Source organism: Pluralibacter sp. (assembly GCF_019237635.1).
Taxonomy (GTDB): Bacteria; Pseudomonadota; Gammaproteobacteria; order Enterobacterales; family Enterobacteriaceae; genus Enterobacter_B.
Genome location: NZ_JAFAGS010000188.1, coordinates 1 through 15,068, shown reverse-complemented (window position 1 = coordinate 15,068; position 15,068 = coordinate 1). Strand labels below are relative to the sequence as shown.

Sequence of the window (15,068 nt, the reverse complement as noted above, 5' to 3'; positions counted from 1 at the left end):
GTCAGACGCCGTATCCCATCATTTTAAGCAGCCGCTGGGCGTGCAGGACGGCGTCCTGGCGGTGCGCGACCCCGAGTTTCTGATACAGATTACGGATATGGGTTTTGATGGTCGTGGCGGCGACGTCAAGCTCGCCGGCGATCTGTTCGTTGCTATAGCCGGAATAGATGAGCCCCAGCACCTGCCATTCGCGCTGGGTCAGTGGGCTGGTACGGATAAGTTCCGGCACTTCCGGATGGTTAAGCAGGCGTTCGACGAAATTCTCGTCGAAATGGGCGAACTTATGCCGATGATGCTGGTTAATTTCGCGCAAAATACGCTGAGCGCGATGCTGCTCCAGCTCCGGCAACGTGTTGAGCTGAATGAGCTGGCGCAACTGCTGCGCCATGGCTTCGCCCTCTATTACAAAGTGGCTGATAAAGCCGGTGCGGTTGGCAAGGGTGAGCGCTTCCAGCAGCATGCGTTGGGCGTCGGTTTTGCGGTTCGACTGCCAGTACAGCTGATTAAGCAGCAGCAGGTTACGGTTGAGATCGCTCATCAGTCGCAGCGAACGCGCATTGTCGTTGAGCTCCTCCAGCACCGCCTGGGCAGCGTCAAACTCGCCCAGCAGGATCTGCGCCCGGGCGATATTGCGCCACTGGCTTTGCAGAAAATGGTTATTGGCGAACGCGGGCTTCGGGGTCTGGCGCAGCCAGTTAGCCGCCGCTTTTTTGTCTCCCGTCATCTGCCAGTAAATCACGCGCACCTTGTCGGCGTTAGAGACCCAGTCGCTGTGGTACTGGCCATTGCCGAGCAGGTTTTCTAAACGGTTCAGGTGGTTGCGGGCATTGTCCAGATTGCCGCGGGCCAGCGAGCTTTGCACCAGCAGGGCAAGACACTGCAACTGCTGCTGGGGCTGGTAGTCGGCAAGCACCTCCATGCCGTGACGCGCGCTGTGTTCGGCTTCATCCATCCGCGCCCACGCCCACAGTAGTTGCGCGCGAATGCGCAGCAGGAACTCGTGCATCGGCAACTGTTCAAGGTGCTGGTCGCGAATAAGCTGGAAGGCTTTTTCCTGGGTTTCCCAGGCAGCCTGTAAAAAGCCCTGGGCAAACAGAATTTCGCTTTGCTGAATCAGGCTCCACAACGCGTAGTGCCAGACGTCATGGCGTCTGGCCATCTGCTCCGTCTGCTGCATCACCGTCAGCGATTTATTGAGCTGGCCTTTACAGTGCAGCACTTCGCCATGCACCGATGTCGCCACAATACGGCTGTAGTAGCTGGCGAGCGGCAGCTCCTCCAGCGCGACCATCGCCAGCCGCTCGGCCTCTTCCTGGTCGCCGTCGTTAATGGCGACCTGGGCGCGAAGGGCATTAAAGTCGCCATGCAAGGAGGCGTCCATGTCGACCGGCATCTCCTGCTCGGCGCGCGCCAGCAGCGTGTTCACTTCGCTGTAGCGGTGCTGGCTTTGCATCAGCCAGGCCTGTAGCAACACCAGGCGCGGGTTCTCCAGCAGGCTCTCCCAGGGGAGCGCCGCCAGCGATGCTTCAAGCAGCGCCAGTTCGCTGTGATGGAACAGGCCCCAGGCGTGATTCAGCAGGATATCGCGCAGCATATGCGGGTCGCCCGCCGACAGCGCATGGTGGATGGCTTCGCTGGGAAAACCTTGCGCCATCCAGCTTTCCGCCGCCGCGCGGTGAATCTCCGGCAGCTCCGTTGCCAGCTCCCACTGACAGCGCTGGCGCAGGAAGCTACCGAACAGCGGATGGTAGCTGAACCATTCGCCAGAGTTATCCATACGCTGTAAAAAGAGCCCCTGACGCTCAATCTCTTCCAGCCGCATCTGGCCGTTTTCTTCGCCGGTCACGCGGACGATCAGCGCATCGTTCATCGAGCGCAGCAGCGAACTTTTCAGCAGGAAACTGCGGGTTGGCGCGTCAACGTTATCCAGCACCTCATCCACGAGGTAATCAGAGAGATGGCTGGCGTTGATCCCGGCAAGACGGCGCGCGGAATGGCTTGCCGCGCTGTTGTTTTGTCGGGCGGAGAGGGCGATGAGCTGCAGCGCCGTTGCCCAACCGGCAACGTCATCGCACATCTGGCGGCTTTCTTCCGCTTCGACAGGCGACGTGAGGCGACAGTCGAAGAACTGCTTGGCCTCCTGATGGTTAAACGCCAGCAACTGGCTGCCGATTTCCAGCAGTTGATCGCGCACGCGCAGGTTGGCGATGCCAAGCTGCGGCAAATTGCGCGACATCACCAGTAGGGTCATATTTTCCGGCTGATGGCGCAGGAAAAAGCGCATGGCGTCGTGGATAACCGGGTTGGTGATGAGATGGTAGTCGTCAATCACCAGATACAGCGGGCGCTGCCACGTCGCCAGCTCGATGAACAGCTGCGCGAACAGCGACGTCAGACTGGCGTACTGGCGTTTTTGCACCATGGTTTCACTGGCGACACAGTGACCGCCAGTGGCTTGTTGAATAGAGGCAATAAGATAGCTGGCGAAACGCTCCTGTTGATTATCTCCCTCGTCCAGCGAGAACCAGCCGAGATCGTGCTTTCCCGCCGCCCACTGTGCAATGAGCGTTGTTTTGCCGTATCCCGCGGGGCTGGTAATGAGCACCAAACGGTAATTGTTCGCGCCGGAAAGTTTCGTCAGCAGGCGTTCCCGAACAACCGTGTGCTCAAGACGAACCGGGCGACTGAGTTTAGACGGAATCAACATAAGCTAATCACTTCACTGTGAGGGGGAGAGGTATTTTTTTCGCGCTTCGTAATTAATGTTTGCTACGTTCGGATAAACAGAAATGTATTGCAAGTTATGTCCAACTTTAATGCTTGCGAATTTGCACTCTGTCACAAATCTTTAGATTTGTTAAATGCTGTCGTTGAAACCGGCCTCAGCGCGCGTAAAACCTGGTGGTGCAGGGGGATTTATTGTTGCGAAATAGTTGCTCTACGACATTACGCGGAGGGGAAACTATTTAGAATTGTGTGATTGCGCTGACCTGAATAATGAATATGGTCGGTATCTGCCAGGGAATTCGTATTTAACGTAAGCCCTGGTTTCGTCCCGGCCGATATTTTGCAAAATAACCTTTCACTTTTTGTCATCCTGACCCGGTAAAACAGGGCAGATTTACCGTGAAAGGCTGGCGTTTAAGTGGTTGCGATCACATTTTTTGCTCATCCCTGCGACTCCTCCCTGCCTAATCCCCGGCAGGATGAGGACGCTAGCGGGGCAGCCTGAGACACTAACGACAACGTGTTAATTAACAGGATTTGATTACTTATGTCACAGCCGACCTTCAACAAAGAACAGTTCCAGGCTGCGCTGACGCGTCAGTGGCAGCGTTTAGGTTTACAGGCTGCTCAGGAGATGACGCAGCGCCAATGGTGGCAGGCCGTCAGCGCAGCGCTGGCGGAAATGCTGGCCGCCCAGCCGGTGGCGAAACCCGCGAAAGAGCAGCGTCATGTAAACTACATTTCGATGGAGTTTCTGATTGGCCGCCTCACAGGCAACAACCTGCTCAACCTCGGCTGGTATCAGGCGGTGAGCGATGAGTTGAAGGGGCACGACGCTAACCTGAGCGACCTGCTGGAGCAGGAGACCGACCCGGCGCTGGGCAACGGCGGCCTCGGTCGGCTGGCGGCCTGCTTCCTGGATTCAATGGCGACCGTCGGACAATCCGCGATCGGCTATGGTCTGAACTACCAGTACGGGCTGTTTCGTCAGTCCTTCGCCGACGGCCAGCAGATGGAAGCGCCGGACGACTGGCAGCGCGGCAGCTACCCGTGGTTTCGCCACAACGCGCAGCTTGATATCCAGGTCAGTCTCGGCGGCAAGGTGTCGAAAAGCGGCCACTGGGTGCCTGCGTTTACCCTCGTCGGCGAAGCCTGGGATCTGCCGGTACTGGGCTACCGTAACGGCGTCGCGCAACCGCTGCGCCTGTGGCAGGCGAAACACGCGCATCCGTTCAACCTGACCAAATTCAACGACGGCGACTTCCTGCGCGCCGAGCAGCAGGGCATCGACGCCGAAAAGCTGACCAAAGTGCTCTACCCGAACGACAACCACCTTGCTGGCAAAAAGCTGCGCCTGATGCAGCAGTATTTCCAGTGTGCTTGCTCGGTGGCCGATATTCTGCGACGCCATCACCTGGCGGGGCGCAAACTGGCTGAGCTACCGAAGTTTGAGGTCATTCAACTGAATGACACCCATCCGACGATCGCCATTCCGGAACTGCTGCGGGTGCTTATCGACGAGCACCAACTGAGCTGGGACGACGCGTGGGCCATCACCAGTCGAACCTTCGCCTACACCAACCACACGCTGATGCCGGAAGCGCTCGAGTGCTGGGATGAGAAGCTGGTGAAGGCGCTGCTGCCGCGCCATATGCAGATAATTAATGAGATTAACGAGCGCTTCAAAGTGCTGGTGAAGAAAACCTGGCCGGGCGATAAGGCGGTGTGGGCGAAGCTTGCGGTTGTCCATGATAAACAGGTGCGTATGGCGAATCTGTGCGTGGTGAGCGGCTTTGCCGTTAACGGCGTGGCGGCGTTGCACTCCGACCTGGTGGTGAAAGATCTGTTCCCGGAGTATCACCAGCTTTGGCCGAACAAGTTCCATAACGTCACCAACGGCATTACGCCGCGCCGCTGGATAAAGCAGTGCAACCCGGAGCTTGCCGCGCTGTTTGATAAGACGCTGAAAAAAGAGTGGGCCAACGATCTGGACCAGTTGATTCATCTGGAAAAACAGGCCGACGATGCGGCGTTCCGTCAGCAGTATCGCGAGATTAAGCAGGCGAATAAGCGCCGTCTGGCGGCGTTCGTCAAAACCCGCACCGGGATTGATATCAACCCGAAGGCTATCTTTGATATCCAGATTAAACGTCTGCATGAGTACAAGCGCCAGCACCTGAACCTGCTGCACATTCTGGCGCTGTACAAAGAGATTCGCGAAAACCCGAAAGCCAACCGCGTGCCGCGCGTGTTCCTGTTCGGCGCGAAGGCGGCGCCGGGCTATTACCTGGCGAAGAACATCATTTTTGCCATCAATAAGGTCGCAGACGTGGTGAACAACGACCCGCAGGTGGGCGATAAGCTGAAGGTGGTATTCCTGCCGGATTACTGCGTGTCGGCGGCGGAGATGCTGATCCCGGCGGCGGATGTGTCAGAACAGATTTCAACGGCCGGTAAAGAGGCCTCCGGCACCGGCAACATGAAGCTGGCGCTGAACGGCGCGCTGACCGTGGGTACGCTGGATGGCGCAAACGTGGAAATTGCCGAGCAGGTCGGCGAAGAGAATATCTTTATTTTCGGCCATACCGTCGAAGAGGTAAAAGCGCTCAAGGCCAAAGGGTATGACCCGCTGAAGTGGCGCAAAAAAGATAAGCTGCTGGATGCGGTGTTAAAAGAGCTGGAGAGCGGTAAGTACAGCGGCGGCGACAAGCATGCGTTTGACCAGATGCTGCACAGCATCGGCAAGCAGGGCGGCGATCCTTACCTGGTGCTGGCGGACTTTGCCGCTTATGTCGAGGCGCAAAAACAGGTCGACGTGCTGTATCGCGATCAGGAGGCCTGGACCCGTGCGGCAATTCTCAACTCCGCTCGCTGTGGGATGTTCAGTTCCGACCGTTCCATCCGCGATTATCAACACCGTATCTGGCAGGCTAAACGTTAAGGAAGCGCTATGGAGAGCAAACGTCTGGATAATGCCGCGCTGGCGGCGGGCATTAGCCCGAACTATATCAATGCCCACGGCAAACCGCAGTCCATTGGTGCCGACACCAAACGGCGCTTGCTCGACGCCATGCATCCCGCCGCCCGGGGCGTCCCGGCGGCGGTCACGCCAGTGCCCAACGTCATGGTGTTCACGCACGGGAAAAAGATGACGCTGGCGGTAGAAGGGCGCGGCGAATACCCGTGGCTGCTGACCACCGAAGAGGGCGTGCGGCATCAGGGGCACGCCAGCGGTGGGAAGGCGCTACACCTGCCGACTCGCCTGCCGGAAGGCTATCACTCCCTGACGTTGACCCAGGACGAGCATCGCTGGCACTGCCGGGTCATCGTCGCGCCGGAACGCTGCTATGAGCCGCAGGCTTTAAAACAGGGAGAGAAGCTGTGGGGCAGTTGCGTGCAGCTGTATACCCTGCGTTCGGAACAGAACTGGGGCATCGGTGATTTCGGCGATCTGAAGGTAATGCTGCCGGAGATTGCCCGTCGCGGCGGCGCTTTTATCGGCCTGAACCCCATCCATGCGCTTTACCCGGCGAACCCGGAAAGCGCCAGCCCCTATAGCCCCTCCTCCCGACGTTGGCTGAATGTTATCTACATCGACGTCAACGCCGTTGACGATTTTCACGCCAGCCGTGCCGCGCAGGCGTGGTGGCAGCTTCCCGCCACGCAGCAGGCGCTGCGCGCTGCGCGGGAGGCAAAGCAAGTTGATTATACCGCGGTGACCCGACTTAAGATGACGGCGCTGCGCATGGCGTGGCAGACATTCTCCGCGCGTGATGATGAGCCGATGGCTGAATTTCGCCGCTTTGTGGCGCAAGAGGGCGAGAGCCTGTACTGGCAGGCGGCGTTTGATGCCCTGCACGCCCAGCAGGTGAAGCTCGATCCGCTGCGTTGGGGATGGCCGGTATGGCCGAAGGCGTTGCAGGACATTACCAGCCCGCAGGTGCGCGCGTTTTGCGAACAGCACGCCGACGAGGTGGATTTCTTCCTCTGGCTGCAGTGGCTGGCCTGGAGCCAGTTTGCTGCCTGCTGGCAGGAGAGCCAGCGGCATGACATGCCCATCGGTTTGTACCGCGACCTTGCGGTCGGCGTGGCGGAAGGCGGTTCGGAGACCTGGTGCGACCGGGAGCTGTACTGCCTGAAAGCGTCTGTCGGCGCGCCGCCGGATATTCTCGGTCCGCTGGGGCAAAACTGGGGGCTGCCGCCGATGGACCCGCACGTGATTGTCGCCAGAGCCTACGAACCGTTTATCGACCTGCTGCGCGCCAATATGCAAAACTGCGGAGCGCTGCGTATCGACCATGTTATGTCGGTGCTGCGACTATGGTGGATCCCCTACGGCGAAACGGCAGACCACGGGGCGTATGTGCAGTACCCGGTCGATGCGCTGCTGTCTATCCTCGCGCTGGAGAGTAAACGCCATCAGTGCATGGTGATCGGTGAAGATTTGGGCACCGTGCCGGTAGAGATCGTCGGTAAGCTGCGTAAGAGCGGCGTCTATTCCTACAAGGTGCTGTATTTCGAAAGCGACGTCAGGAAGACTTTCCGGGCGCCGAAGGCATATCCGGAACAGTCGATGGCGGTCGCCACCACCCATGACCTGCCGACGCTTCGCGGCTACTGGGAGAGCGGCGATCTGACGCTTGGCAAAACGCTGGGGTTGTATCCGGACGAGGTCGTGCTGCGCGGGTTGTATCAGGACCGCGAACAGGCGAAGCAGGGGCTTTTGAACGCTCTGCACAAACACGGCTGCCTGCCGAAACGCGCCGGACATAAGGCCTCGTTGATGAGAATGACCGCCACGCTTAACCGCGGGATGCAGCGCTATATCGCCGACAGCAACAGCGCCCTGCTGGGGTTGCAACCGGAAGACTGGCTGGAGATGCCGGAACCGGTGAACATTCCCGGCACCAGCGATCAGTACCCGAACTGGCGTCGTAAGCTCTCAACCTCGCTGGAGGCGATGTTTGCCGATGACCAGGTAAACAAGCTGATTAAGGATCTGGATAAACGCAGAAAGGCGGCGGGTAAGAAGCGGTAATTTTTCCCTCTCACATAAGGGAGAGGGTATGGAGCACAGGCCGGGTGAGGCGAAGCCGCCACCCGGCTTTTTTACATCAGATAGCCATATTCAGCAGCAGACAACCCACCAGGCCGCATACCGAGATGATGGTTTCCAGCATCGACCAGGACTTAATGGTCTCGCCGATAGTCAGGTTAAAGTACTCTTTGAACAGCCAGAAACCCGGGTCGTTGACGTGAGAGAAAATCACGCTACCAGAACCGACTGCGATAACCATCAGCTCCGGGCTCACGCCGGTAGTGGCGATAAGCGGGGCGACGATGCCGCCAGCGGTAATTGCCGCGACGGTGGCTGAACCCAGCGCGATACGCAGTACGGCGGCAATAGACCAGGCCATCAGGATTGGCGAGATATTGGTGTCATGCATCATAGAGGCGATGTATTTATCCACGCCGCTGTCGACCAGTACCTGCTTGAACGCGCCGCCGCCGCCGATGATCAACAGCATCATGGCGATGATTTTAATGGATGAGGTCAGGGTATCGTTGATCTGATCCATTGAGCGGCCACGGTTGAGGCCAAAGGTGAACATCGCAATCAGGACGGCAATCAGCGTCGCCATGACCGGGTCGCCCAGGAACTCGGCAACGGACAGGAACGGGTGACCTTTCGGCAGGATCATCTCCGCAACCGCGCGCATCGCCATCAGGATAACCGGCACCAGAGAGGTCCAGACGCTGACGCCAAAGCCCGGCATCTCTGCTTCAGTAAAGGTTTTCGCGCTGTACAGACCTTCCGGGATCGGCTTGTCGATGCCTTTCAGGAAACGCGCATAGACCGGACCTGCCAGAATAACGGTCGGGATCGCAAGGATGGTGCCGAACAGCAGGGTTTTACCCATATCGGCATGGAAGATGGTTGCGATAGCGGTCGGGCCCGGGTGCGGCGGCAGGAAGCCGTGGGTCACGGAGAGCGCAGCGGCCATCGGTATGCCGACGTACAACAGCGGGATATTCGCCGCGGCGGCGATGGTGAACACCAGCGGCAGCATCAGTACGAAGCCTACTTCATAGAACAGCGCGAAGCCTACGGTGAAACCGGTTAATACCACCGCCCACTGGATGTGCTTTTTACCAAACTTCGCGATAAGCGTCGTGGCGATGCGCTGAGCGCCGCCGCAGTCTGCCAGCATTTTACCTAACATGGCGCCGAAGCCCATGATAAGCGCAAGGCTGCCGAGGGTTCCGCCTACGCCGTTTTTGATGGAAACGATAACTTTAGCCAGCGGCATACCTTGCATTAAGCCGACGGCAAGCGCCACCAGCACCAGCGCGATAAATCCGTTCAATTTGAAGCGGATCATCAACAGTAATAACAAGACGACACCGACAGCGACGATGACTAATGGCATGATTAACCTGGCCTTTGTTTTGTTATGGGTAACGTTAATATTTCAGCAACAACGTCCAAATGCTGAATCCGGGTAATTAAGTAAATCAGGCACCGCTTCAGTTTTCCTTCCATCCCCAAAAGATAGTTGGTTATTTTTCTTGTAACAGTACTTGCCATGAATGATACGGGTAACATTCGGTGTTTGAAAATCACCTGAGACGGCAAAATGTTCATTATGGGACGCAGGTCAAGTTATTGCGTGGAAGTAGTCTGACGAGGAAAGAGGGGGCAGGCGGCGTCCCGACGGGCAGAACGCCGCCGGGAACGTCGGGAAAACTTAGTAGTAGGAGTGCTCGCCGCGCTGATGTTCAGTCAGATCGCGCACGCCTTTCAGCTCGGGGAATTCGTTCAGCAGTTGCTTTTCAATCCCTTCTTTGAGCGTGACGTCAACCATCGAGCAACCGTTGCAGCCGCCGCCAAACTGCAGAATGGCATAACCTTCGTCGGTGATTTCCATCAGCGACACCCGGCCGCCGTGACCTGCCAGCTGCGGGTTGATTTGCGACTGCAGCATGTATTCCACGCGCTCCATCAGCGGGGCATCGTCGGAAACCTTACGCATTTTGGCGTTCGGCGCTTTCAGCGTCAGCTGGGAACCCAACTGGTCGGTCACAAAATCAATTTCGGCATCTTCCAGATACGGAGCGCTTAACTCATCGACATAGGCGGTAAGCTGTTCAAACTCCATCGCAGTATCGGTGGCTTCCACCGCATCCGGCGGGCAATAGGATACGCCGCACTCAGCATTCGGGGTGCCCGGGTTAATCACAAATACGCGGATTTGTGTCCCTTCTTCCTGATTGGCCAGCAGTTTGGCAAAGTGCGCTTGTGCAGCATCGGAAATACGGATCATAGCGTTGGCCTAATAGTTGACTATTTTACTGGGTTATAATACGCCCATTACCGGGGGTCTACAAGGTGCGACACAGGCACCATACCTGAACTGACGCCGCCCCGCTTTGCAAAAGCAGGCGGGATATCTCCGACACGGTAGCGCCCGTTGTGACGACATCGTCCACAATGGCGATATGGTGTCCCGCGACCGGAATATCAAGACGAAAGGCATTTTTAAGATTCTGTTTGCGCAACCTGGCGGAGAGCTGATGCTGGGTTGCGGTAGGACGTATTCGCTGTAGCGCCTCGTCGGTATAACGACACCCCAGCCAGCGCGACAGCGGGCGGCAGAGCAGGTCGCTCTGGTTGTAGCCGCGCCGCCAGCGTCGCGGCTGCCACAGGGGAACCGACACCAGCAGGCTGGGGCGGGTTATCGCGGGATGCGCTTTTACCTGCAGCAGGAGAAGACGGGCAAGCGCGACGGCAAGCTCCGGTCTGGCGCTGAATTTAAACTGCGCAACCAGCGAACTTAAGGGGGCGGCGTAGTCATTTACCGCCACCAGACGCTGCCACGGCGGCGGTTTTTGCAGGCAGCGCCCGCAGGGCAGGTGGGGATGGGCGGCGGCTAACCCGCACTGTGGGCAGCGCGGGCGCGAGCGGCATAAGACGCGGGTACAGAATGAACACACGCCCCAGCGCGCCATCGCCAGCGGCATTTGGCATAGCCAGCATAAGCCGTGGGCTGTTAGCATATCCTCTCTCCCTGAAAAATAGTGAATGAGAACAATAACTGATGAACAACATCTGGTGGCAAACCACAGGCGAAGGAGATTGCCATCTTGTGCTGCTGCACGGATGGGGGCTGAATGCACAGGTATGGGATTGCATTACGCCGGAACTGAGTACGCATTTTACGCTGCACCTGGTCGACCTGCCCGGCTATGGGCGCAGCCAGGGGTTCGGCGCGCTGTCGTTAAACGAGATGGCGGATCGGGTGCTGGCCCAGGCGCCGGAGCGCGCGATTTGGCTTGGCTGGAGTCTTGGCGGCCTGGTCGCCAGCCGTATCGCGCTGGATGCGCCGCAGCGGGTCCAGGCGCTGGTGACGGTAGCGTCATCGCCGTGCTTTAGCGCGCATCAGGACTGGCCTGGCATCAAACCGGACGTCCTGAGCGGTTTCCAGCAGCAGTTAAGCGAGGATTTCCAGCGTACCGTCGAGCGGTTTCTGGCGCTACAGACGCTGGGAACAGAGAGCGCGCGACAGGATGCGCGGAAGCTGAAAAGCGCTGTACTGTCGCTGCCGATGCCGCCGACAGGGGTGCTGAACGGGGGGCTGGAGATCCTCAAAACCGTCGACCTGCGCGATGCGCTGGCAACACTGCAATTGCCTTTCCTGCGTCTGTACGGCGCGCTCGACGGGCTGGTGCCGCGCAAGATTGCCGGGCTGCTCGATACGGCCTGGCCGCAAAGCGAGTCGATCATCATAGAGAAAGCGGCACATGCGCCCTTTATCTCTCATCCCCGGCAGTTCTGCGAGACGCTGTTGACGCTAACCTCGCGGTTAAGCTGATTTTTTTGTCACGGACTGGCGAAAGTGACATACCAGAACAATACTTAGGACGATGTTAGGGTTACCGCTCGGGTTAACGTTATTCATCATGTTTCACATGACCGCTATAAATCTATGGAGAGTTAGGCTATGAAACTGGTTAAGGGTATTGTTACAGCACTGGTGATGGGTTCTGTCTCTTTCGGCGCGTTTGCCGCGAAAGAAATTACTAAAGAAGATGTAGCGAAAATGCATCTGACTAAGTTGGGTTCTATCACCACCTCTAAAACCACATCCCCGATGGATGCAAGACAAGATCTGTCGAAAAAAGCCGATGAAATGGGCGGTAAGTATTTTGTGGTGATTGCTGGCGAGAAGAACGAGAAAACCGTTCACGCTAACGCGGACGTCTACAAATAATAAAAAAGCGGGTGCAGAACCCGCTTTTTCTTTCCGCTTTACTGCAGCATCCACCACTCTGGTTGGCAGACCTTGCCCTCAGGGCAGTTACGGCAGCTTCCTGAAAGACAATTCCCGGCATCATCCTGAACGCGGCGCGCTTTTCCCATCGCTTCCAGACGGGCGAGCATGGCGTCGACCATCGGTTGTGGCGTGTGCAGCGCGCGGCTGAGTTGCTGGGCGTTCATCCGTCCCTGTAACGCCAGCATATCCCGCAGTTCGATTAACGACGCCATTGTCTCTCCTTAGTGGCAGTTGCCCGCCGGGCTGTCGCAACAACTACTGGCGGTTTTACGCGTCGCCAGCAGGTTCACATCAACCCGGCTGCGCGCACGACGCAGCAGGCCAAGCACCATGATATTAAACAGGATAACCGCCAGAATGCAGACCGTGCTGTACTGCGGGTGCTCGCTGAAGCTTGACGTCTGGTAGAACACGGTGGCCAGCGAATAGGCGATGTTCAGCCCCCACAGGATGGAGAAGAACATCCAGCCGCGGCTGGACTCACGCGAGATGGCGCCCATCACCGAGATGCAGGGAATGTAGAGCAGTACGAAAATCAGGTAACTGTAGGCTGCCGCCGCGTTGCCGAACTTGCTGCTCATGACGCCCATTGCGCCAGTTTCCATTTCCCCATCGCCTTTGCTGGCTTCGATAGGGTTCGCCAGAACGCTCAGGCTGAAGGTGCTTTTCAGGCTCTGCCAGGTTTCTTCTACGGCGGCGCCTAATTCATCCAGCAGGTTAAACTCAGCCGGGTTGAAAGCCTGGGATTGAATATTTTCGGCGGTATAGAGCGTGTTCAGCGTACCCACGACGACCTCTTTGGCCATGGCGCCGGTAAACAGACCGACCGTCGCCTGCCAGTTGTCCTCATGCACGCCAATCGGTTTAAACAGCGGCGTAATCACGCGGCTGACGGAGGCCAGCGCCGAATCGTTGATGCTATCGGCCGCTTTCCCGCTCAGCGTGAAGCTGTTCAACGCGCTGAGGAAGATGCTGACAATCACGATGACTTTACCGGCGCGCAGGACGAAGCCTTTCAGGCGCTGCCAGGTCTGAATGAGCAGGCTTTTGACGTGAGGAACGTGGTAGACCGGCAGCTCCATGACAAACGGCGACGCTTCGCCGCGCATGATGGTGTGTTTGAGCATCAGGCCGGTGAGGATCGCCATGACAATTCCCAGCACGTACAGTGAGAAGACCGCCAGCGCCCCTTGTTGACCAAAGAACGCCGCCGCAAAGACGGCGAAGATAGCCAGACGCGCGCCGCAGGACATAAACGGCGCCATCATAATGGTCATCAGGCGTTCGCGCGGGGCGTCAAGGGTACGGGCGCCCATCACCGACGGAACGTTACAGCCGAAGCCGACAATCAGCGGCACAAAGGATTTCCCCGGCAGGCCGAGGGACTGCATCAGGCGGTCCATCACGAACGCCGCACGGGCCATGTAGCCGGAGTCCTCAAGGAAGGAGAGGAACAGGTACATCATGCCGATTTGCGGCACCAACGGCAGCACGGTATTGATACCGCCGCCAAGCCCCTGCGCCAGGAAATTGGTCAGCCAATCCGGGAAGTGGAGCATTGCCCCGAGCCACTGGATGCCGTGGATAAAGATAGCCACGGAGCCAGCGTCAAAAATCGGTTGTAAGGCACCGCCGATGTTGATAGCCAGCAGGAACATCAGGTACATCACGAACAAAAATACAGGCAGGCCGAGGAAGCGGTTGAGAATGACTTTGTCCATTGCCGTGGTGAAACGGCTGGGTTCCGCCGTCAGCGTGTTGCTGACCGCATCGCAAATCGCGGCGATGGTCTGATAGCGGGCGTCGGCGATATGCAGCGCCGGGTCGTCAATCTCTTCGCTCAGACGCGCCTGGGCTATTCCCAGTTTATGCGCGGCGTCGCCGGCATAGGCGCGGCTATAAATATCGCCTTCGAGCATCTGCAACCCTAACCAGCGACGCTGCTTTTTCGGCATCTCATGCGAGATCTCTTCCGCCAGCCAGTCGGCTTCACGCAGCAGCGGTTGGGAATAGTGCACCCGCTCCAGTTCGCTATTGGCGCGATGGCGGTCAAGGGCCATTTTCAGCGCTTCAATGCCGCGTCCGCGGGTGGAGACCAGTGGAATCACCGGACAGCCGAGGCGGGCTGACAGCGCGTCAACATCGATGCGGACCTGCTGCTTCTCAGCGATATCCAGCATGTTCAGCGCCACCACGCAGGGAATGCCGAGTTCCAGCAGCTGTAGCGTCAGGTAGAGGTTACGTTCAAGGTTGGAGGCATCGACGACGTTAATCAGCAGGTCGGCGTCGCCGCTGAGAATGTAGTGGCAGGCAATCTGCTCATCCAGCGACGTTTGCGACGAAATCGTCGTCAGTGAATAGGTGCCGGGCAGGTCGACGAGCGTGACCTGATGATCGGTGGTCGAAAAATGCCCTTCTTTGCGCTCGACGGTGACGCCCGCCCAGTTGCCTACGCGCTGACGAGCGCCAGTTAACTGGTTAAAAAGCGTTGTTTTACCGGAGTTTGGATTACCAATAAGGCCAATGGTCAATTTTTTCATTTTTCTGGGCTCGCTGTTGCCAGAGGCGTATTAGCGGTTCAACGCTTCAGTTTCTATTAATGCCAAATCTTTTTTACGTAATACCAGGCTGACGCGGCGCGTCTCGATATGAACGGGATCGCCGAGAGGCGCGACGCGCACGACATGAAATGAGGAGCCGGGCAGCATGCCCAGTGAAAGCAGTTTTTGCCGATAAGCCGGGCTAATTTCACGGGAGAACCCAGTGATTTTCCACGTACTGTCAGGAGTGAATTGCATAGGACCTGCTTCTTTCATTAACCGATAATCCGTTCATACGCGCGGGGTGCGCATGAAGCCAACGTAATACCAACGGGAAAAAGGATAAAACATCAATGGGTACAATGATAATGAGAATGGTTTTTATCTTCAATCGATAAACTGTGACGGAGTGTTGAATTGGCCAATAATCCGCAGGACTTTTGACATTGCTCAATTTTTGACAGAC

At 57.6% G+C, this 15,068-nt stretch carries 11 protein-coding genes; 4 read left to right on the top strand and 7 right to left on the bottom strand.

Annotated features, from left to right (window positions below):
* Position 1: 1 nt before the first annotated feature.
* Complete coding sequence (malT, locus tag JO226_RS23080) at positions 2–2,707, bottom strand: HTH-type transcriptional regulator MalT (protein WP_296407912.1); 2,706 nt, start codon at positions 2,705–2,707, stop codon at positions 2–4.
* Positions 2,708–3,274: 567 nt separating this feature from the next.
* Between malT and malP the strand changes: the two genes are divergently transcribed.
* Positions 3,275–5,668, top strand: coding sequence for a maltodextrin phosphorylase (gene malP / locus JO226_RS23075; RefSeq protein ID WP_296407910.1), 2,394 nt, complete (start codon positions 3,275–3,277; stop codon positions 5,666–5,668).
* Positions 5,669–5,677: 9 nt separating this feature from the next.
* Positions 5,678–7,765, top strand: coding sequence for a 4-alpha-glucanotransferase (malQ, locus tag JO226_RS23070; RefSeq protein ID WP_296407908.1), 2,088 nt, complete (start codon positions 5,678–5,680; stop codon positions 7,763–7,765).
* Positions 7,766–7,841: 76 nt separating this feature from the next.
* Here malQ and gntT read toward each other — a convergent pair whose 3' ends face one another.
* The 3 genes from gntT to gntX all read right to left on the bottom strand — a co-directional run bounded on the left by gntT (position 7,842) and on the right by gntX (position 10,785).
* A complete protein-coding gene (gene gntT, locus JO226_RS23065; RefSeq protein ID WP_296407907.1) occupies positions 7,842–9,158 on the bottom strand; it encodes a gluconate transporter in 1,317 nt (438 codons plus the stop codon).
* A gap of 318 nt (positions 9,159–9,476) precedes the next feature.
* Positions 9,477–10,052: a Fe-S biogenesis protein NfuA gene (gene nfuA / locus JO226_RS23060; protein ID WP_296407905.1), complete on the bottom strand. Its 576-nt coding sequence runs from the start codon at positions 10,050–10,052 to the stop codon at positions 9,477–9,479.
* A 58-nt stretch (positions 10,053–10,110) separates the two neighbouring features.
* Complete coding sequence (gntX, locus tag JO226_RS23055; RefSeq protein WP_296407903.1) at positions 10,111–10,785, bottom strand: DNA utilization protein GntX; 675 nt, start codon at positions 10,783–10,785, stop codon at positions 10,111–10,113.
* A 41-nt stretch (positions 10,786–10,826) separates the two neighbouring features.
* On the opposite strand from gntX, the gene bioH reads away from it, so the two are divergent.
* Both bioH and JO226_RS23045 read left to right on the top strand, forming a co-directional pair.
* Positions 10,827–11,600 carry a pimeloyl-ACP methyl ester esterase BioH gene (bioH, locus tag JO226_RS23050; RefSeq protein ID WP_296407902.1) on the top strand — a complete coding sequence of 258 codons (774 nt, stop codon included), beginning with the start codon at positions 10,827–10,829 and terminating at the stop codon, positions 11,598–11,600.
* Between the two features lie 129 nt (positions 11,601–11,729).
* Positions 11,730–11,999, top strand: a complete 270-nt coding sequence (locus JO226_RS23045) for a YdgH/BhsA/McbA-like domain containing protein (protein WP_296407900.1) — start codon at positions 11,730–11,732, stop codon at positions 11,997–11,999.
* 38 nt (positions 12,000–12,037) lie between these two features.
* On the opposite strand, the gene feoC is transcribed toward JO226_RS23045, so the two are convergent.
* From feoC to feoA, 3 genes are read right to left on the bottom strand one after another with little or no spacing between them, the layout of a single operon-like run.
* Positions 12,038–12,274, bottom strand: coding sequence for a [Fe-S]-dependent transcriptional repressor FeoC (gene feoC / locus JO226_RS23040; protein WP_296407898.1), 237 nt, complete (start codon positions 12,272–12,274; stop codon positions 12,038–12,040).
* 9 nt (positions 12,275–12,283) lie between these two features.
* Positions 12,284–14,602, bottom strand: a complete 2,319-nt coding sequence (gene feoB, locus JO226_RS23035; RefSeq protein ID WP_296407896.1) for a Fe(2+) transporter permease subunit FeoB — start codon at positions 14,600–14,602, stop codon at positions 12,284–12,286.
* 30 nt (positions 14,603–14,632) lie between these two features.
* Entirely contained in the window at positions 14,633–14,860 is a 228-nt protein-coding gene (feoA, locus tag JO226_RS23030) for a ferrous iron transporter A (RefSeq protein WP_013364384.1), read from the bottom strand.
* Positions 14,861–15,068 lie beyond the last annotated feature (208 nt).